20 protein-coding genes are annotated in these 21,113 nt (G+C 36.9%); 4 read left to right on the forward strand and 16 right to left on the reverse strand.

The genetic code is table 11. From position 1 onward, the window contains the following. Positions 1-197: 197 nt before the first annotated feature. The gene (locus tag MHI47_RS12540) at positions 198-1,583 is read left to right on the forward strand and encodes an FAD-binding oxidoreductase (protein WP_340831025.1); all 1,386 of its coding nucleotides are present in this window, start codon (positions 198-200) and stop codon (positions 1,581-1,583) included. Between the two features lie 9 nt (positions 1,584-1,592). After that, positions 1,593-2,585, forward strand: coding sequence for a bile acid:sodium symporter family protein (locus MHI47_RS12545; protein ID WP_093536929.1), 993 nt, complete (start codon positions 1,593-1,595; stop codon positions 2,583-2,585). A 294-nt stretch (positions 2,586-2,879) separates the two neighbouring features. Here the strand turns inward: MHI47_RS12545 and argF are convergent, their stop codons facing one another. From argF to MHI47_RS12595, 10 genes are all read right to left on the reverse strand, one after another. After that, complete coding sequence (gene argF / locus MHI47_RS12550) at positions 2,880-3,845, reverse strand: ornithine carbamoyltransferase (RefSeq protein ID WP_340831026.1); 966 nt, start codon at positions 3,843-3,845, stop codon at positions 2,880-2,882. A 333-nt stretch (positions 3,846-4,178) separates the two neighbouring features. Then, positions 4,179-5,438: an erythromycin esterase family protein gene (locus MHI47_RS12555; RefSeq protein WP_340831027.1), complete on the reverse strand. Its 1,260-nt coding sequence runs from the start codon at positions 5,436-5,438 to the stop codon at positions 4,179-4,181. Between the two features lie 13 nt (positions 5,439-5,451). Beyond that, complete coding sequence (locus MHI47_RS12560) at positions 5,452-6,183, reverse strand: ABC transporter permease (protein WP_340831029.1); 732 nt, start codon at positions 6,181-6,183, stop codon at positions 5,452-5,454. Next, entirely contained in the window at positions 6,184-6,894 is a 711-nt protein-coding gene (locus MHI47_RS12565) for an ABC transporter permease (protein WP_340831030.1), read from the reverse strand. Further along, a complete protein-coding gene (locus MHI47_RS12570) occupies positions 6,891-7,802 on the reverse strand; it encodes an ABC transporter ATP-binding protein (RefSeq protein ID WP_340831032.1) in 912 nt (303 codons plus the stop codon). The genes MHI47_RS12565 and MHI47_RS12570 overlap by 4 nt, the downstream gene beginning before the upstream one ends. A gap of 669 nt (positions 7,803-8,471) precedes the next feature. Beyond that, a complete protein-coding gene (locus tag MHI47_RS12575; protein ID WP_340831033.1) occupies positions 8,472-9,839 on the reverse strand; it encodes a HAMP domain-containing sensor histidine kinase in 1,368 nt (455 codons plus the stop codon). Next, a complete protein-coding gene (locus tag MHI47_RS12580; RefSeq protein ID WP_340831035.1) occupies positions 9,836-10,504 on the reverse strand; it encodes a response regulator transcription factor in 669 nt (222 codons plus the stop codon). The genes MHI47_RS12575 and MHI47_RS12580 overlap by 4 nt, the downstream gene beginning before the upstream one ends. A 534-nt stretch (positions 10,505-11,038) precedes the next feature. Continuing rightward, positions 11,039-12,127, reverse strand: coding sequence for a M42 family metallopeptidase (locus tag MHI47_RS12585; RefSeq protein ID WP_340831036.1), 1,089 nt, complete (start codon positions 12,125-12,127; stop codon positions 11,039-11,041). Between the two features lie 74 nt (positions 12,128-12,201). Further along, on the reverse strand, positions 12,202-14,106 hold the full coding sequence (locus MHI47_RS12590; protein WP_340831038.1) for a DUF2207 domain-containing protein: 1,905 nt from the start codon (positions 14,104-14,106) through the stop codon (positions 12,202-12,204). A gap of 68 nt (positions 14,107-14,174) precedes the next feature. Continuing rightward, the gene (locus MHI47_RS12595; protein ID WP_340831039.1) at positions 14,175-14,660 is read right to left on the reverse strand and encodes a dUTP diphosphatase; all 486 of its coding nucleotides are present in this window, start codon (positions 14,658-14,660) and stop codon (positions 14,175-14,177) included. A 93-nt stretch (positions 14,661-14,753) separates the two neighbouring features. Between MHI47_RS12595 and MHI47_RS12600 the strand changes: the two genes are divergently transcribed. Further along, positions 14,754-15,137, forward strand: a complete 384-nt coding sequence (locus tag MHI47_RS12600; protein WP_093536918.1) for a sigma-w pathway protein ysdB — start codon at positions 14,754-14,756, stop codon at positions 15,135-15,137. A 405-nt stretch (positions 15,138-15,542) separates the two neighbouring features. Continuing rightward, entirely contained in the window at positions 15,543-16,085 is a 543-nt protein-coding gene (locus MHI47_RS12605; RefSeq protein WP_340831040.1) for a tetratricopeptide repeat protein, read from the forward strand. Positions 16,086-16,270: 185 nt separating this feature from the next. Here the strand turns inward: MHI47_RS12605 and MHI47_RS12610 are convergent, their stop codons facing one another. From MHI47_RS12610 to thrS, 6 genes are all read right to left on the reverse strand, one after another. Beyond that, positions 16,271-16,720, reverse strand: coding sequence for a DUF4362 domain-containing protein (locus tag MHI47_RS12610; RefSeq protein ID WP_340831042.1), 450 nt, complete (start codon positions 16,718-16,720; stop codon positions 16,271-16,273). Positions 16,721-17,049: 329 nt separating this feature from the next. After that, positions 17,050-17,334, reverse strand: a complete 285-nt coding sequence (locus tag MHI47_RS12615; protein WP_340831043.1) for a DUF1294 domain-containing protein — start codon at positions 17,332-17,334, stop codon at positions 17,050-17,052. 60 nt (positions 17,335-17,394) lie between these two features. Continuing rightward, complete coding sequence (gene rplT / locus MHI47_RS12620; protein ID WP_093536915.1) at positions 17,395-17,754, reverse strand: 50S ribosomal protein L20; 360 nt, start codon at positions 17,752-17,754, stop codon at positions 17,395-17,397. Positions 17,755-17,780: 26 nt separating this feature from the next. Beyond that, positions 17,781-17,981: a 50S ribosomal protein L35 gene (gene rpmI / locus MHI47_RS12625; RefSeq protein WP_093536914.1), complete on the reverse strand. Its 201-nt coding sequence runs from the start codon at positions 17,979-17,981 to the stop codon at positions 17,781-17,783. Positions 17,982-18,010: 29 nt separating this feature from the next. Continuing rightward, complete coding sequence (gene infC / locus MHI47_RS12630; RefSeq protein ID WP_217646099.1) at positions 18,011-18,532, reverse strand: translation initiation factor IF-3; 522 nt, start codon at positions 18,530-18,532, stop codon at positions 18,011-18,013. A gap of 298 nt (positions 18,533-18,830) precedes the next feature. Beyond that, positions 18,831-20,756 carry a threonine--tRNA ligase gene (gene thrS / locus MHI47_RS12635; protein ID WP_093536913.1) on the reverse strand — a complete coding sequence of 642 codons (1,926 nt, stop codon included), beginning with the start codon at positions 20,754-20,756 and terminating at the stop codon, positions 18,831-18,833. Positions 20,757-21,113: the final 357 nt, after the last annotated feature.

Consider the following 21,113-nt stretch of genomic DNA (forward strand, 5'->3'; position numbering starts at 1 on the left):
TTTTAAAATTAAATAAAACGCTTACAACACTATTACACTAGTTTTTAAAGCCAATATGCAATATATTAATTTACTTTTATATCCATATAATACAATTTCCTTAGTTTACCTTTTCATTATTAATGATTATAATCATTTTATTGGAATCCTTCTAAATATTCTAATAAATATATCATTCTATTAAAGAGGCGAATAAAGTGAGTACATCTATTGAAAATATTTTACCTGAACTAAAAAAAGTTTTAAAAGAAGACCAGGTTTCAATCAATCTAACCGTAAGAGAATTACATAGCAAAGATGAGTCGTATCATGAGATATGTCTTCCTGACATAGTTGTATTTCCGAAAAACACGAATGAAGTTAGTGAAATTATGAAACTAGCCAATCATTATCAGATTCCCGTCGTCCCTTTTGGACGTGGTTCCAGTTTAGAAGGTCATATAATTCCGTATGATAACGGAATTACAATTGACTTCTCTTTAATGGATAAAATATTAGAGGTGCGAGAAAATGATTTACTAGTAAAGGTACAACCTGGGGTGACACGTTCACAATTAAACAAAGAACTAAAAAAGTATGGACTGTTCTTCTCCGTAGACCCAGGAGCAGATGCAACACTCGGTGGAATGGCTGCTACTAATGCAAGTGGGACTACAACTGTTAAATATGGTGTCATGCGTGATCAAGTTCGTGATTTAGAAGTTGTCCTTGCAGATGGAACTGTTATACACACGGGAAGTTTAGCGGCAAAATCAGCATCTGGGTTCCACTTAAACGGACTATTTGTTGGCTCGGAAGGGACACTTGGTTGTTTTACTGAGTTAACACTAAGAGTATACGGGATACCTGAATTTACTACTGCAGCTCGAGCAGTATTCCCTTCTGTTCAAAGCGCGGTAGAAGCCGTCACTTCTATTTTACAGACTGGAATTCCAATAGCACGCGTAGAATTAGTCGACGAAGAATCGATTCGCCAAGTAAATAGTTTTAGCGAAACGAATTATGTAGAAAGCCCAACCTTATTTTTAGAATTTGACGGAAATGAGGCAGGACTAAAACAAGATGTCGAGTTTACAAAAGAAATAATGGAAGACCATGGCTGCGTGGATATTCAATTCGAAACGGATAATACAGCACGGACAAAGCTTTGGGATGCTAGACATAACCTAGCTTATGCTTATATTCACGGGAATGTCGGAAAAAAGATGATGGTTACCGATGTGTGTGTTCCTATTTCGGAACTAGCTGATGCAGTCGTATATGCACGTAATGAATTAAGCTCGATTGGACTCATAGGCGGACTTACTGGGCATGTCGGAGATGGAAATTTCCACGCGATTCTGATGATTGACATGACTGATGCAGCGGAAGTTGCGAAGGCAGAATCTTTCAATGAAAAAATTGTTCATTATGCTTTGGAGCGTAACGGCACTTGTACAGGAGAACACGGGGTTGGTATTGGCAAACAAAAATACCAAGCTTTAGAGCACGGAGCAGCTCTACAGGTGATGGAAAAAATTAAAATAGCTCTCGATCCAAATAATATATTAAATCCCAAAAAAATCGTAAATATAGAAAGTTAGGTGTATAACATGAAATTGTTAGAGTCCATTAGTAATTTTGCAGGTAAGTATTTTGCTTTTCTCGTAATTATTGTTGCTGTTGTAGCATTTTTAATACCGGAAACATTTTTACCATTTGGAAAGTATATTACGATTTTACTAGGTATTGTTATGTTTGGGATGGGTTTGACTTTAAAGGCTGTCGATTTCAAATTAATCGCAACACACCCTAAACCAGTAATATTCGGCGTAATTGCACAGTTTCTAATAATGCCAATTACCGCTTTTGCCATTGCATATTTGTTGAATTTGCCTAGTGAATTAGCAGCTGGACTAGTATTACTTGGTTCTGTACCCGGAGGGACTGCATCTAATGTAATGGTTTATTTGGCTAAAGGTAATGTTCCACTTTCTATAACGATGACATCCTTCTCCACACTGCTAGCTCCTTTACTAACACCAGCATTATTGCTTTTATTTGCAGGACAGTGGATGCCAGTAAATGCAGTTGATATGTTTAGGTCCATAATACAAGTAATTATTGTTCCAATCATCCTTGGATTATTAGTGAAGAAGTTGTTCCCTACTGTTGTAGAGAAAAGTATAAACGTAGTACCCTTAATTTCAGTATTAGCAATTATCACGATTGTTTCTGCTGTTGTTGCGGGAAATGTAGATAATATTGCTTCTGCTGGGTTGCTAGTATTTTTAGGAGTATTCTTGCATAATGGAGCAGGCTTACTGTTAGGATATTATGCCGCAAAAATCATGGGATTATCGGAGTTAGATCGACGAGCAATTTCTATTGAGGTAGGCATGCAAAACTCTGGATTAGGAGTAGCACTTGCAACCGCCCATCTAGGACCACTTGCAGCACTACCGAGTGCATTAGGTGCTGTATGGCATAATATTTCTGGACCGATCTTAGCCACTTATTGGTCTAAACGTCCTGTGAAGGAAGAAGCAAAAGAGAACACTGTAAATTCTAGTGACAGCACAACAACAAAAGCCCAATTTGAATAAACTTCATTATTTTGAGTAGAGTGCAGGCCACTCTACTTTTTTATTGGACTGGCCGACTTGTATTGCCTAAACAAGATAATTCGATAGTGAAATGAAGCATAAAAAAATTGTCTTAATCGTCGACATAATCGACAACTAAGACATTTTTTATGTAATAAAGAGTGATTCAGCGTCTCCCGAATCACTCTTCCTATGTAGTGATGAAGCTATCCATCTTGATAAGCAGCATCACGGAAATATTTATACTTACAAATGAATAGACATACCCTGCCTTCTCCATTTGGTGAAACCTTTTTAAGCCATAACCGATGCAAGTACTGCTTTTTGTGCATGCAAGCGATTTTCTGCTTGTTGGAAAATATAAGAATTAGGACCATCAATTACAGAGCTCGCAACCTCTTCCTCACGATGAGCAGGTAAGCAATGCAAAAACATATAATCGTCTTTTGCATTTGACACTAATGCATCATTAATCTGGAAGTCTTTAAAATCAGCCAGTCTTTTTACCGTTTCATCTTCTTGGCCCATCGAAGTCCAGACATCTGTATATACAACATCCGCATTAACTGCTGCTTCAATTGGATCATTCGATACGAACAGTGACCCACCATTTTCTAAAGCAATTGCCTTAGCTTTTTCTAGTATTTGCTCATTAGCTTCATAGCCAACTGGTGTTGCTACCGCAATATGCATTCCCATATTGGCAGCTGCTATCACAAGTGAATGTGCGACATTGTTTCCATCCCCTATATATGCAAGCTTCAAGCCAGCGGTATATCCTTTCACTTCATGAATCGTTAAGATATCTGCAAGCGCCTGGCACGGGTGAAAAATATCTGTTAATCCATTAATTACAGGAATACTAGCATGCTCGGCAAGTTCTTTAACCATCTCATGTGAATTTGCACGGATCATGATTCCATCTAAATAACCAGATAATACGTGCCCTGTATCATATACAGATTCGCCACGCCCAATCTGTAAATCGCGTGCATTCATGAACATACCATTACCACCTAGCTGCTTCATGCCTACTTCAAAGGAGATTCTTGTACGGGTTGAATGTTTTTCAAAAATCATCCCTAAAGTTTTACCTTCCAATAAAGGAGGACATTTACCAGCCTTCGTCAACATCTTCAAGTCAACTGCTAACTGGATTAGGTCCGTTATTTCCTCCTTAGAGTAATCTAAAAGTGTTAATAGGTCTTTCCCCTTTAAACTATCCACTACTTTTAAATTCACCCACTCAAGTAACTTCATTTATAAAAACTCCTTTTCCCGTATATTTATGTAATTTTTATTATATGTATGAATAAATATAAAGTCAAGTGTATTTATATACATTAATAAAATTTAAATTCCTTCCTATTCTTTTCGCCTCTTTATGCTTCCCACTTCATGGTTTTACTTCATTTTCTGTTTTTGGAAAATCTAATGAATACCTAAAAATATGTGGCAAGAGAAGAAGCGCATAACAATAACAATAAAATAAAAAAGGGAATCGCGTGAGCGGTTTCCCTTTTTTATTTAAACCCATAGTTAATAAAAACCCTAAAATATCTCTTTACAAAATAGAATGGAATTTTATTATTTCTATTCTTTCACACTTGTCGGTGTAGCTTCTTTTACAATAATGATACCATCATATGCCTCATTCGGCGTCATTTCTATTGTGTAAAACATCTTTAAAAATTTATACCACATGCGGAAATCATCGCCGATGTTTGCCATCTTTTGCTCCTTCGAAACTATCTCCTCTAAATCACCAGACTCACTCGCCTTTTCAAAATCCACGTAAAAAATATTTGATTCCACCTCTTTGAAAGCATCTACTAAATCATTGTGATTTTTCACTTTATAATTTTTACGATCTCCAGAGCTGCTATTTTTTGACTGAAAATTGCTCTCTATAAAATCCGTACCAATTGCAAAATACTCATCCCCGTATAACTCATCTAAATAATTGCCCATCGATTTGTAGCCAGCTAATGACGCAGAAGTTTTTTCTATATGTCCATTATGACCGTTAAAAAATACTTTCTCGTTACCTCTGGTTGCTTCAAATTGCATAATCCATTGCATATTGTCCGTCAAATACTCATCTCGCAGCTGCATATAATCTTTATCATTTAAGAACAATTGCGTACGCTGCTTCATGATTTGTGTGTATTGTAGGGCAAAAGTGTACATTTCCTTTGTTGATTTTCCCACATAAGATGCTTCATTCGATTGTAAATCTAGAATTATCTCATCTATTGTTTGCTTGGTCTCGTTTAACTGTTCCGTAGTTAACTCACGCATTTTCTCATTCGAGACATGTTCAAGTTTTAATTCATAATTTTTAAATGCATCTTGGTTTACTGTTTTGTAGTATTTAAGCACTCCTTCTTTACTGTAGTTATAGCGCTGCATGTCATTTCCATAAAAGTAAACCTTCTCTTGCTCGTTAACTGAAGCGTTGTAATCATGCAGCCATTGAACAAGTTCGACCATTTGCTCTGTTTGATAAATACCATAGTCTAGCGTATTTACTGCCTCTTCGGCGGTACCATTTCCATGTAAAATGAATTCGTTTATTTGCTGCCCACCTCCAAAGTCGCCTTCTATAACAAATACGCGGACGTTTTCATGTTTAATTAGCGTTTTAAATACTTCTTTTTTCAGTTCTTGAAATTCCACATTCCCATGTGTTGCCTCTCCTAAACCGATCAGCTTAACATGATCCGGGATATCCATAGCATCCACTGTTGAAATATATGATTCTGCATTATCAACCGCTTTGCCACCGCTACATCCTGCCAAAAAAATAGAAAGCAAGATAGCTGCACATACTATATAGCTCTTTTTCAACATTATTATCATCCCCTTAAACTGCTTTCCTTTGAAAATATAAATACCCTCCGACAAAAAATAAGATAAAACTTCCGCCTACAACGGTTAATAATTGTACCCAAGGAACGAAAAAGGTATCGCCCGTGTCTTCCCCGATATACATCATTAAAAATGGCTGTGCCCACGGATAGAAAGAACTAAAACGCTCAGAGTTTACGACAAGTATAGTAGGCAATGTAAGAATCACATTAATGGCAAATGGCGCTGCAAAGCTCTTGAACAGTATGGACATCCATAACTGTAAAGCAATTAATGGTAAAGTCGCTACCCATCCTCCAACTAAGCTTTTCCAAACAATCACCATTGGGAAAGGATCAGTGAATCCCTTTACCATTCCGACTATGTATACAGCGACAAAAAATAATACTTGCATAACTAGGACTAGCACTATTAACAATACATACTTCGCGATGAATACCCTTCCTCTTGTCACAGGTAATGCCAGTAGCTGTTTCCACCCACCTGCCTGATGTTCATATCTACAAATAGCACTTGCTAAAACCCCTGTTATCAAAGGTAAAAATAGTAAAGCATAGGTTAAATTCATAGATAACAAGGACAAATACCACTCATTGATTTCAAAATCCTCATTAGAAAATCTGCTTGTGAATCCAAGGAATATACCTATAATCGGTACAGTCAAGATGATGAACATAATCTTTGAATGTCGAAACTTAAACCATTCCGATTGTAAAATCGATACCATTTATTTCACATCCCTTCTCGTAAAGTCGAGCATTCCAACAATATACAATAGTGTGCCTACTCCGATTCCAAGCATGACATTGATCAATGGTTCATCCCACTCGTTCATTAAAGAAGGCCACTTCCAAATCATCCAATCAGGTAATATAAAAGCAGAGTACGCAAATATGACACCTAATACCCCTGTCGTAATCGGAATTCCCTGATTTTGGCTCACAGAGGAAATCCAGAGCTGTAATGCAAGTACAGGCAACGCTGCTAAGTATGGATAGAAGCTGTACTTTAATAACTCCAAGTAAGGTATTTGATCACCTAAGTTTAATAGAGTGCCATAGCCTAAAGAAAATACTCCTAACAGAAGCGAAGATACAAATAACAAGCTACCAAGTACCATGAATTTCGATAAATACACACTCATTTTGGAGACAGGCAATGAAATCAGCTGCTTCCATGCATTCGTTTCATTTTCTATACTTGCCATAAATGAAGTTAAAATCGCAATTCCCAAAACCAGTGCTAGTGGGGTAAAGGAATGTACATATTCTAAAAAATATCCCCAATCATCATCACTCTGGTTTAGCAAATAATCCTTTCGAACTCCGTAGTTGACCATCTGCAGCGCAATAACTCCGAAGGGACCTAAAAATGATAGGAACCATAGTCCTTTTCGTTTAATTTTTAAAAAATCTGCCCGTAAAAGTTTACCGATCATATGACCTTCTCCCTTGTGGTCATTTGAAGGAAAGTATCTTCCAATGATCTTTTTTCCTCTTCTACACGGTAAATAGAGTAGCCTTCATGTACAAGAGTATGGATCACCTTAGCAACTTTTTCATCGGAATGCTCAGACAATAAAATAATACCGTCCTCCCAATCTGCTTTTATACCGTTGCCTAATAGTGAACGCCACGCTTGCTCGCTGTCACTAACCTTTAATAAAACCTTCTGTTGGGCATACATGCGCAAACTTTCGATAGAATCCTGATAAATCATTTTCCCTTTCGTAACGATTCCAACTGTCGTCGCCATTTGGTCGATTTCTGATAATAAATGACTGGAGATTAAAATGGTCATTCCAGTTTCCGCAGGCAGCTGTTTGATTAGATTACGAATTTCTATAATGCCTGATGGATCTAGTCCGTTAGTTGGCTCATCTAGGATTAGTAACTCTGGACTGTTTAATAGGGAAGCGGCAATCCCTAATCGCTGCTTCATTCCTAGGGAAAATCCTTTTACCTTTTTATTTGCAACCTCAGTCAATCGAACTATTTCTAATACCTCATGGATTCTCGTTTTAGGAACGCCTAGTATTTTTCTTAATGCCTCTAAATTTTCATATGCAGTTAAATGCGGATAATAGGACGGGTTCTCTACTAGGGAGCCCACTCTTTTTAAAATATTTATTTTTTCTTTATTTAAATCCTTTTCAAAGATTTGAATCGTTCCAGACGAAGCTTTCATCAGGCCTAAGAGCATACGAATGGTTGTTGTCTTCCCCGCTCCATTAGGCCCTAAAAATCCGTATATTTCTCCTTTACGTATTTTCATATCCAGCCCTATCACGGCACTTTCCTTCCCAAAATGTTTGGATAGATTGGTTGTCTGTACTACATATTCCATTTCCCTCACCTCATTATCTATGTTAGAGATAGAATGTTAAAACTAGGTAAGGGGTAAGTTTAAATTTTGTTTAAAAAAACCGGGTAAAAAAACGCCCGGCCATTTAAGATCTAAACCTGTTTCTATTGTTTCCGAAGCGCTTTGGACAGACTTATTGCTTATATGATTACCGTTTGATTTTTTAAAAAGGCTTTCTTAGTCGTAGAGGAAGCTCTCGAAGATACAATTTCGTTCGCTCTTTCGCTTCTATTTTCAGGGAGCACTTACTATTTCTCTTTAATTCCACTAGATAAGGGAAAATCCGCTTTCTTCCTCCCTCCTTGCAGAATAGTATCCCTAATTAAAAAGACGATTTTATCCTTACATAATTCGGACTACTCTTATCATCTAAGCGAGAGGCTATGATCAATTTTGGTGCAGTACTACTCACTTAATTGATTGGAGGGAAATGTGAGGACTCCAGTGGGAACAGCGCGAGCTGAAAGCCCCACAGGAGCATATGTTTTCGTAGTGACGAGGAGTTCGAAGCCGTTCCCACGGAAAGCGTCCACATGTAACGGAAATCATTAGTATTATTCATTTATAATTCAGTGTTCATGCTGTATTTTTATATAATTTCTTATCTTTAAAAAAAGGTGTACTTGAAAGGCCCCCCTTTCAAATACACCTTCACTTGTATTTCTTTATTTTGATAGTTGTTCCCTTTTCACCGGATTCAATATCCCAATCCAGCTTCATGCCCTTGACCATCATATCAACAATGGACAAGCCGATACCTGCTCCCGCTTCGTTGGATGCATTTTTCATTCCATTTCCTCTGTCTAAAATGACGATCGCATCATAGAGATTGGTAGATTCTGTTTTGACACAAATATATCCGCCTTTTTTTGCATGGCGAAGCACATTTTGCAATAAGTTATCTACTATGCTTCCTAACCAAATCGGGTCAACCTCCCATTTGTTTTGCTCAAATGGAACCAGATGGACTTCCACTTCAAATCCTTCCTTTTCGAAGACGGGGTACCATAAAGCTAAACTTTCTCGGATGTAGCGAATAACGTCCATTCCCTGTGATTCAAATTTATATTTACTAGCCATGAGCAATGTATACGACATCAAGTTTTCCATTAGCCTGTCAATATTCACAACAGAAGCTTCCAATGACTTAATCGCTTTTTGACCATCCTCTGATAAAGTCTCTTTAGCAATAGAATAGGTTTGCGCCCTCACCTTCGTTAAAGGGGTACGCAAATCATGAGAAAGATTAGCAATCAGCTCTCGACGTAGCTGTTCCTCCTGCTGTTCTCGCTGTTTACTTTCCCTCAGCTCACATACCATTTGATTGAACGTTTTTTCAAGCTGTCCAATTTCGTCCTTCTTTTTCACCGCAATCTCGATCGGTAGCCCATCCACGTCGCGTATTTCCATGGCCTCCTGCAAGTGTAATAAACGCTTTCTAATACTACGAAAGAATAAAAAGGAAACGAATATAAATAGGAAAATGATAAAAACAATACCAAACACGAAAATGATACCATATCGATCATAAATATGTGCTAGCGGCGGATCAAACTCGGACCTCGGCATCTCCAGTACAATGAAACCATTGCTTTCCTCTTGCCCGATAAACGCAATAACCGTAAATGGGTCTCCCCCATAATGCTCTTTTATAAATTTAGCTGTATATGCAGACGACCACTTGGCCGGCAGCTGCTCCATCACGTCTTCTTGGTTAGCGAGCATCCCTTGACCGTCCACCCAGAACATCGATGCTTTTGGATGCTGCTGTTTCCAATTGTCAAAATGCTTTTGAATAGAATCACTTGTAACGTTTTGCAAAGCGTTTGCTTCCTGATGCCATTTCCCCTCAATTTCACTTTCAACTAGCATATCTTGCATTTGGATTGGATCCTCTCCATTTTTGGAAATACCAAACACAAATAACGCGATAATTAAGTAGGAAATTTGAACAATGAATAGAGCTAATAAAATCAGGAACATATACTTTGCTAATAATGATTGGAAAAAACGCTTCATATTTTTACCCTATACCCGATTCCACGAATCGTTTCAATGATAGTTGGTTTTGCTGGGTTCCTTTCAATTCTCTCTCGTAAATAACGAATATGCACCATCAACGTCTTATCTCCCTCGATATAACGCTCTCCCCATATTCCCTCATACAACTGCTCTTTCGTTAGTATTTGATTTAAATGACGAACGAAAAACTGCAAAAGTTGATACTGCTTACCCGTTAATTGAATTTCCTCATTCGTCTCTTGATCAGCAATTCTCATATCTTTTGTATAAACCATCAAATGCTGAAGCTTTAATACATCATCATTCTTTTGGTATCTCCGTAATAATACCTCTACACGTGCTGCAAGTTCATCCGGATGAAACGGTTTTGTTAAATAATCGTCTGCAAAGTTTAGACCCTCTATTTTATCTTCCACCGCAGTCCGCGCAGAAAGCATTAAAATAGGCAGGTCTCCCTTTTCTTTTTTCATACGTCTTCCAATAGAGAAGCCATCTAACCCAGGAATCATTACATCTAAAATAGCCATATCCACTTGTGAAATATACTTTTCCGCATCCTCCCCAGATTTCAGCCATGTCACCTCATACCCTCTCTCCGTTAAATCCTTTCTCACCCAGCTCCCTATATCAATTTCGTCTTCTATGTAAAGAATATGTACCATTTTCATCCTCCTTAGTTTTGACTGTGATTGGCTCGTCGGTTATTTATCACCGTAGCGTGCGCAAAATTTATAAAATTGGACTTACGATACACTCAATTAAAAGGCATTCTCAAATTAGAGAATGCCTTTTATAAAATATAGTCATAATTCTCTAACCCCTATTCTAGGATTAATATCATTTACTATAATAGCTATATCCCACTCCTCCTCGCTAGATATGTAGGTTATCTCTTTTACATGCGCTCCAGTATTGGTTTAAATTACCATAACTATAACATATATTTTATTTGAATTGAAAGTTTATTTTCATTACTATTTCCTTTATACGCTATCAATTACGTGTCATTCGATATACACCAAGATTTTCTGTAATAATTCACCAATTTAACAGTTGAATAAATGTCTTATTTTAATTCACATCTAATAATTCAGTTCTTTTAGACACGCAAAAAACCTTCCGACATTATGTCAGAAGGTTTTCTCCATTTTGTCCTAAAATTTTGCGAATCAGCCTTACCCTATAAACACCTACATTTAATCGAAAGTTATTTTGTTTACTGCATCGCGATCTAATTTTTTTATAACTTCAACGATTAGTTTTACTGTATTTTCATAATCATCTCTATGCAAGATTCCTGCATGAGAGTGTATATAGCGAGTAGCAACTCCAATCGCTAGAGAAGGAACACCATTTACAGAAATATGCATAGAACCTGCATCAGTTCCTCCACCTGGTATCGTTTCAAATTGATAAGGTATATTATGCTCATCTGCAGTATCCGTTACGAAATCACGTAACCCTTTGTGGGAAACCATGGATGCATCAAACAATACGATTTGAGGACCCTCTCCCATTTTGCTTGTCGATTCTTTTGCCGTAATTCCAGGAGTGTCTCCAGCTACACCTACATCTACTGCAAAGCCGATATCTGGTTTAATTTTGTTTGTAGTTGTTTTCGCTCCTCGAAGGCCAACCTCTTCTTGGACATTTCCTACTCCATAAACGATGTTTGGATGTTTTTCATCTTTCAGTGCTTTTAATACATCGATTGCAATTGCACAGCCAATACGATTATCCCAAGCTTTTGCTAAAAGAAGTTTTTCGTTGTTCATGACTGAAAACTCAAAATAAGGAACTACCATATCTCCTGGTAATACACCCCATTCCATTGCTTCTTCTTTAGAAGATGCACCTATATCAATGAACATATCTTTTACGTCAGCTGCTTTTTTACGAGCTTCTGGAGATAGTATATGAGGAGGTTTTGAGCCAATAATACCAGTGATTGTATCCCCTTTACGCGTTACAATTGTTACTCGTTGCGCTAGCATAACTTGAGACCACCAACCGCCTACTGTTTGGAAACTCAAGAATCCTTTGTCATCAATCTTGGAGATCATAAATCCTACTTCATCTAAATGTCCTGCTACCATTATCTTAGGACCATTCGGATCTCCAACTTTTTCTGCAATAAGACTGCCTAAATTATCGTATTCAATTTTATCTGCGAAAGGCGCGATATATCTTTCCATCACTTCTCTTGGTTCACGCTCATTACCAGGAATTCCTTTTGCATCTGTTAAATCTTTTAACATCGTTAATGTTTCATCTAGCTTCGGCATTATTTCGACCTCCTAAATATATGTACCATTTAATTATATTCTAAATTAATGGCATTTTCAAAATTTAAAACACCTCAGTCAGCTCCTGCTCCACCACCGCCACCACTATCTCCTCCCCCTCCGGACGAATCTCCTCCAGAAAATCCTCCATCAGAAGAGGACGTCGAATCTTTGGTCCACCACCAAGACTTTCTAACATAGTCTATAGGATCTGTACTTACGAGTAACACTGTAGCAAGGGGAATAGTGAGTTTCTCAACTGGAATAGCAATATTCTTTCTGCCTAGTAAATAAGCTCTAACTAGCCATTTTTCTTGTTCGATTTCATTCAAATTAGTTGGTATGCCATTCTTTAACTCTTTTCTATAGGATCGTACTGCATCTTTTGCTCGCACAGCATTCATCGAAAGAATATACTTTGGTAATGCCAGGTATAACATGATAAACAATAGCAGTAACCCAATGATTGAATTGACTGCATCTTCATTGCCAATGGATAGGGAAAAGAAAAACAACAGTACAATATATATACTGAAAAATAATGTGGAACGTTTCTTTATACATAGTATGACTAAGAAAATAATCGTAAATATTCCAATACAAGCAATGGCTAAATTGCTTTGTACATTAGCGTAATATGCCAACATAGTAATTATTGAAACTATTAGTGTAGCTAAAGTGATAATTAGCAATGGAATTCTACTATTAATAGCTCCCGCCTCTTCTAGCTCTTTTTCTACTAAATGATGCCACTCTGCTTGTTTCTTTTTAAAGTTCTTTACTTTAGTATGAAAGTATTTTGAGTTCTTATTATCCCTCGCGGCCCCTGCAGCATCATGTAAATGAAATGCCCACTTCCTAGATCCACTTCTAGTGACAAAAAGCCAACTAATCATTTGTTTTTCAAATATAGCAGTTGCTGTTTCCCCTTTTGTAAGCCTGAAATCTAGCGTTTCTTCAGGAGCTTTTGGATCATCTTTAAAACGAAGAGCAGACTTTGCTAGTTTTACCTTAACTGCCCCTTTTTCTACTAATGAAAAAAGACCTGCAAGGAAAGCTTTTGGATGGGTTTTCCCACATTTATCTATAAAAAATAAATATAATACATCTGTACTTAAAACTTCATCGCTACTTCCTTTTCTCCAAAAATGTCTTTGTGGTAAGAATAAGAGAAAGCTCACAATAATGATTAGAATTCCAAAGGTCACTTTCGGTATGAAGGAGAAAATTTTATCCATGTAGGAGATTCTTTTATTCCACTTTTTTTGTTCATCTATTTCATATGTCAATGCGTCTTTGTAAGATATCGATGCTTTAGATTTTTCGGTTAGCGAAATCAGGTCGGCTGGAAATATTAAACTAGTTTTCGTTTCAGTATAGGCTCTTGACATATGACTATAAAACCGAATCCCAAAAGTGTTTTTTTCCGTTAACCCTTTTACTTTATTATACAAAACACCTTCAAACTTATTCGTTTCAACTGTTTCTGGTAAAATATAATCAATCGTTACATTAAAGTAATCCTGATCGTGTGCCTCTCCATCTTCAAAGTAAACAATATCCAGCTCATTATAATTGTCGTAAGCAGTGACAGCGTTTTTAAGTGTATAGGCATACAAAAATGATACTTGTTGATCACGAAGATCTATTCCCGAATAGAATGTTCCCTTTTCTTGAGTCACTTCCAAGGGTGTCATCAAAGACTGTTCTATAAACCCAGGTTCCAAGTTTACTTGACCAAGCTTATACGCATAAAATTCTTCTACGTTTTTTCCGTGATCTTCAGGGAAAGAACGACGTAAATTAAAAAATGCCCCTTTAAAATTGTATGTAAACACTTCATTTACTAAAAGATCTCCGTTTGGTTGAATCCAAGATTTTATATGTACTCTTTCAATGGAATAGGACTTTGCTTCCGCTACTAATCCAAAAGAGAGCGAGATTAATACTAATATAATTGAAACAAGAAACCTTTTCATCAATTACACCACCATTCCATGACATGTTGCTATTTTACGGTTTGTCTGTGAAAAGGTTTCAACTAATATTAATAACCGTTTTTTTGTCGTTCATAATTCATTTCATTTTTTGCAATATAAGCCTGTAATACATCCTCACTACTAAAACCTAATTTTCCAGCAATTGCTCCGTACATCATCCACACTTTTTCGTAGTGAATTTTCGTTGGTTCTTCCAAAAATATCAGAATAGATTTATTGGTACCTATGAAAAGGGCAGTTAAATCACCCTCAATATCCTCAAGTGGCCACTCCTCTAAATCTTCTAGCTCTTTCTCTATACCAAGAGACAATATAAAGTGAATCGAATCGACATATTCCTCTAATATAACACTACGTTCAGAAGGTCCTTTTTCACTCCAAAATTTAAAACATCTCGTTTCATTTGCTAATTCGGCAAGTTCCACAATTAGTGCCAGACCTTTTTTTATAAAAACATTCTCTTTCACTTGCTTGTTCGATTGAATATATTGATCTAAAGCACGCTGCATCGTAAAAAGTTTATGTAAATTCATCATTTCCTCCAAATATTTTAATTTATTTTGAAACCAAACTACCTCTTCTATCGTATAGCAAGTACAATGTATTTTACAAGGAGGACATTTGAGATGTTCTATATCTTAAGATTGTTTATATTGGCACTGATTATATACGTTTTTTATAAAATCCTTCGCTATCTATTTGACCCTATGCGTAAACTAGATGAAGCATATGAGAAGGAACAATATTATTTTTATGATGAGGTAAAAAATGTTCGTAAAAACTTCTTTATCACATATAAAGGTGCCCTATTTGAAGGTGAAAAATATTTAGGTACGACTGACCAAGCATTCGAAGTCGTTTCTATTTTCATATGGACTAAGGATCCCGCTAAACTCCAAGGTTTGACGAAAGATGACTTACGTTTTTTACAAAATGAAATTAAGATGAATTATCCAGATGCCAAGATCAACTGGAAAAGCCCTATCGAGCAATTAATGCAAGATGAATAGAAATATAAAAAAGTCGGTTGAGAAATTTCAACTGACTTTTTTTGTTTAAGCGATAATCGGTAGATTAATAATAATTGTTCCTACACGGATGTGTGCTTGCCCCTACGCAAGTGCCTTCAGGGTATGACTTGTATGACTTACCTCTGTGGAAATTCTATAACTCCTTCGCGGAATTATCAATTACTTATTTAAATGACTGATGATTCCGAAAACTAATTGACGTATGTTTCCATGAATATTACTATAAAGAAGAACCTAGTGTTCATTCCTGATCTCTAAGGAGGATTAAAAGATAATGATACTGTTTTTACAAAATTACTTTCAAAATTAATAAATTCCCCGAGAGTATTGTGTTTACAATGTTACTTTGCCATTTGCAATACTACATTTGAGGGAGTTTTAAAAATGAATGATAAAATAATGAATAATACGGATAAAACAAATCTGCAATTGCTTTTAGACAAAGCAATTGAATTGCGTGAAGAAGGACGCGCTAAGCAAGACCAAGACATTCTGAAAGAAGCCCGTACTCTACTTTTAGAAATGGTCGCTACCTATCCAGATCACGCTGAAGTCAACTATCAGACGGGTATTGTTCATGATAACACTGGATATTCGAAGGAAGCTATCCCCTATTATGTAAGGGCTCTCGAGCTAGGTCTCACAAAACAAGATCTTCAAAGATGTTTACTAGGTCTTGGCAGTACCTACCGAGCTTTGGGGTACTATCCAGAAGCAATTGAAACTTTACGACGAGGTGTGACAGAGTTTCCCGAACATCGCGGACTACAAATTTTTTACTCAATGGCTCTATACAATTCCAAAAACTATAAACAAGCAATGGAAATTGCTTTGACTAACTTGATGGAAACAACGTCTGATGAAAATCTTCAGTACTTCAAAAGAGGAATTTCCTACTATGCTCAACACCTTGATGAAACCTGGTGATAATTGAAAATTATTAAGCCAGAGGTTCTAATTCGTTCTCTTTTAAGATTGTTAAATAACCTATTTTAATGCAATTAAAACGCAGTAATTCGTGAATGAATTCCTGCGTTTATTTATTTATTTATTTATTTATTTATTTATTTATAAAAAGTTTTTTATAAGAAGTGTTCTCGATTTTGTAATAGTTAATGCTCGTGGTCCTCTACTTGTTCCTTCATGACGCTTAAGATTGTGAAGCTTTCAACGGGGGGATCTTGCTGACACCCTTCCAGTGTATAGGTGAATAATTGCTGTCCCTCCTCTGATACTAGCTCCGCACAGGTTATGTTCACTTTAGCAGGGTTGTCTCCCCGATCCTTATTTTTTGAACGATCAATTTCCAAATCGAATAAAGATCCGTCGAAAGTTAAATTGTACAATGTTGGGTCTCCTTCCAGCGTATAATTGGTAATCCTTACGGAGGCCCCTTCTTTCGCTTCGATGTTGTCCAAGAATTGTTCAAAGCGCGGGAAATTGTAAACAGGTCCATGCATATTAATGACATCGCCGTTTTTAACCGCTGTTTCGCTATCATAGGAACAAGCGGATAGTATACATGTTCCGAGAAACAGTAGTAGATACAAAAGTTTTCGCATTTTAATCCTCCCATGGTATCCATGATATATCACCTTCAATGTATGCGCTAAACCATGAATCTATCCCGTAGCAATGCATAAAAAACATTTCAGAAGACTTTTTTATGTTACCTTCCGCAAAATGTCATATACTGATCACAGACAAAATAGCATCATTCTATGCTTCTTTAGTACTATTGGCATCATTGTCGGCTTATTCACACCATAAAAAACCGCCATGAACCCTGGCCATCCTTCATTTTCAATAAGCTCTTAAAGGTCATTTAATTAGTGGTGTTCAACACAGTTCTGTCTGCTCTGCGGAAACCAGTGCAAAAAAAAGACAGCCTCTATGCAATGATAGAGCTGTCTGTTGTGAATATGTAAAATATTAAAAATGCATATAAAATCAGTAGCATCAAAAAGCCTACTCGAAAATTTGTATGCTTCGTTTTATGCCGAAATAATTGCATTCCAACATACGCACCGATTCCTCCACCCATAATTGCAAGTGTCCAAAGGGTTTTTTCTGATATACGTTGGCCATGTTTTTTTGCCTGTGATTTGTCGTAACCCATTACAAAAAAAGCAATAATGGACATGATTAATATGAAAATAAGAATAACATTTGTCATATTTTCTGCTCCCTGTACAAAAAAAGCTGATAGAATCTCTATCAGCTTTTTTAACTTAAATTATTTTGCGATTGCTTTTTTAGCTAAATCTGCAAGTTGTGTAAATGCTTGAGTATCAGTTACTGCAAGATCCGCTAACATTTTACGGTTAACTTCGATTTCAGCTAACTTCAATCCGTGCATTAAACGGCTATACGAAAGACCGTTCATACGTGCTGCCGCATTGATACGTGTAATCCATAATCTACGGAAATCACGTTTTTTGTTACGACGATCACGGTATGCATACATGAATGATTTCATTACTGCTTGGTTAGCAACTTTGTATAATGTATGTTTAGAACCGTAATAACCTTTTGCTAATTTTATAATTTTTTTACGACGATTTTTAGTTACTGGTGTGCTTTTTACGCGTGGCATGATTCATTACCTCCTGCTATCTGTTATTATTTCATGTAAGTTAATAAAGTTTTGATACGTTTGTAATCGCCTGAAGATGCTACTTTAGATTTACGTAGTTTACGTTTAGCTTTAGTAGACTTGTTAGCGAATAAGTGGCTTCCAAAAGCACGGTCATGTACTAATTTTCCAGTTCCGGTTTTTTTGAAACGCTTTGCAGCTCCACGGTGAGTTTTCATTTTCGGCATGTCGAATTCCTCCTAAACAATTGTACTCTTTATTGTTTCTCGTTTTTTGGTGCAAGCACTAAAAACATACTACGGCCATCCATTTTCGGTTTTGACTCGACAGTGGATACTTCCGTACAAGCTTCTGCAAATCTATCTAAAACTCGTTGTCCAATCTCTTTATGAGTGATGGCACGGCCTTTAAAGCGGATAGAAGCTTTCACTTTATCTCCTTTTTCAAGGAACTTTATCGCGTTTTTCAATTTCGTTTGGAAATCATGTTCATCTATTGTTGGGCTCAAACGAACCTCTTTCATTATGATGATTTTTTGATTTTTACGAACTTCACGATCTTTCTTTTGCTGCTCAAATTTGAATTTACCATAGTCCATGATACGAGCGACCGGCGGCTTGGCTTGAGGAGCCACAAGGACAAGATCCAAATTTACACGACCTGCAATTTCAAGTGCTTCGTTACGTGTTTTTAATCCTAATTGATCGCCGTTCTGATCAATAACTCGTATTTCGCGTGCTCGAATGCCATCGTTTACATACATGTCTTTGCTAATAATGATCCACCTCCAAATAGTGTCGCGAATACATGGTTTGGGCATAAAGTTCGTAAAAACGAACTAGTTACACCGTTTTGATCCATAAAAAAAGCAGACAGACATATGTTGTATGTCTGCCCGCCGATATGAGTACATGTAGAAAACTACATGTTACAGTCGATCACATGCTTACCAGTCAACAACACTTGTAGGTGTCAAACAGGTGAGAAGCGGGCAGCCTCTTCTTATACCGCAAACTTGTATTCAATAACCTTAATAACTATAGCATGTTGATACATTCATGTCAACACTAAATCTATTAATGTGCTACTTCTTCTTTCAAACGTTCTAAGAACTCCGCAAATGGAATACTTTCTGACTGTTGTTCTCCGTATTTACGAACGTTAACATTACCAGCTTCTAGCTCTTTATCTCCTAGTACAAGCATATACGGTATTTTTTGCATTTGAGCCTCGCGAATCTTGTAGCCTAGCTTTTCTTCACGGTCATCCATCTCAACACGGAGACCTGCAGCTACTAGTTGCTCTTCGATTTGTTTGGCAAATTCAAAATGCACTTCATTGGAAACAGGTATGATTTCTACTTGAACAGGAGCCAACCAAGTTGGGAATGCACCTTTATACTCTTCAATTAGGAATGCCACAAAGCGTTCCATTGTCGAAACTACTCCGCGGTGAATAACAACTGGACGGTGATGCTTGCCATCTTCTCCAATGTAATTTAAGTCAAAGCGCTCTGGTAATAAGAAATCTAGTTGAACAGTTGATAAAGTTTCCTCTTTACCAATAGCAGTTTTTACTTGAACATCTAATTTGGGACCGTAGAATGCTGCTTCATCTTCAGCTTCAAAATAATCTAAACCAAGCTCGTCCATTGCTTCTTTTAACATATTTTGTGCTTTTTCCCACATCTCATCATTATCAAAGTATTTCTCTTTGTTTTGAGGATCACGATAAGAAAGGCGGAAGGAATAGTCTTCTAAGTTAAAGTCTTTATAAACTGAAATAATTAATTCCACGACTTTTTGGAATTCTGATTTAATTTGGTCTGGACGTACAAATAAATGTGCATCATTCAAAGTCATACCACGAACACGTTGTAGGCCTGATACGGCACCTGACATTTCATACCGATGCATAGTTCCTAATTCGGCAATACGCAACGGAAGGTTTCTGTAAGAATGCATTCCGCTTTTGAACACCATCATATGATGTGGACAGTTCATCGGACGTAGCACTAATGTTTCATTATCCATTTCCATCGGTGGGAACATAGAATCTTGGTAATGATCCCAGTGACCAGAAGTTTCATAAAGCTCTTTCGAACCTAATACCGGTGTATATACATGTTTATAGCCAAGTTTTAACTCTTTGTCTACAATATAACGCTCAATAACCCGACGGATAGTAGCTCCGTTTGGTAACCAAAGTGGAAGACCTTGACCAACTTTTTGTGAAGTTGTAAATAATTCTAGTTCTTTCCCAATTTTACGGTGATCACGTTCTTTTGCTTCTTCTAGCATATTTAAATGATGTGTAAGCTCTTCTTTTTTAAAGAATGCTGTACCATAAATACGTTGAAGCATTTTGTTATCACTATTTCCACGCCAGTATGCACCAGCAATACTTAATAGCTTGAATTCCTTAAGCTTACCTGTTGACGGGACGTGAACACCACGGCAAAGGTCAAAGAAATCTCCTTGCTCATAAATAGAAACTTGTTCTCCCTCGGGGATTGCTTCTAAAAGTTCTACTTTGTATTCATCTTCTTTAAATTTGTCAAAAGCAACCTGACGAGATACATCATGACGAATGATTTCAATATTTTCATTAATAATTTTTTTCATTTCTTTTTCGATTAACGGTAGGTCTTCTGCAGTAATCGGTACTGGTGAATCAATATCATAGTAAAAACCATTTTCAATAACTGGCCCAATACCTAGTTTAACATCTTTGAAAAGGCGTTTAACTGCTTGCGCAAGTAAATGTGCCGAGCTATGGCGTAAGATTTCTAGCGCTTCGTCAGATTCAGGAGTAATAATTGAGATATCTCCATCCTCCATTATTGGTGATTTAAGATCGATTAGTACTCCACTAAGTTTTCCGGCAAGTGCTTTTTTACGCAATCCAGGACTGATCGATTGTGCTATTTCTTCTGTAGTTGTTGAAACAGGAAATTCCTTCACCGCTCCATCTGGAAACTTCAATTTAATAATTTCTGCCATTTTGAACACTCCTTTTATAATTAGAAAAGCGCAAGCGCCCGTTTTTAGCCCCGACAAGCACTGGAGCTAGACATTGTGAAAACAACAAAAAAACCCCATCCCTAGAAAGGGACGAGGTTAAAGTCGTGGTTCCACCCTTCTTCTGTCTATCCATTACTTAAGAAGTAATGATGAATGAAATAGACGAAGCTCTGCATCGGCTAACGGGCCGGTGACCGGTAATTGCTATATAAATTCACAATCACTGCTCGGAGGTGGTAAATCGATTGCCGATACTTAAGAAGCTTACAGCCAAGGCTTCTCTCTCTTAAAAGTCGTACAAACTGATTGTTGTCCTCTTCTTTGCATTTTAACTAT

Source organism: Psychrobacillus sp. FSL H8-0487, from assembly GCF_038008385.1.
Taxonomy (GTDB): Bacteria; Bacillota; Bacilli; order Bacillales_A; family Planococcaceae; genus Psychrobacillus; species Psychrobacillus psychrotolerans.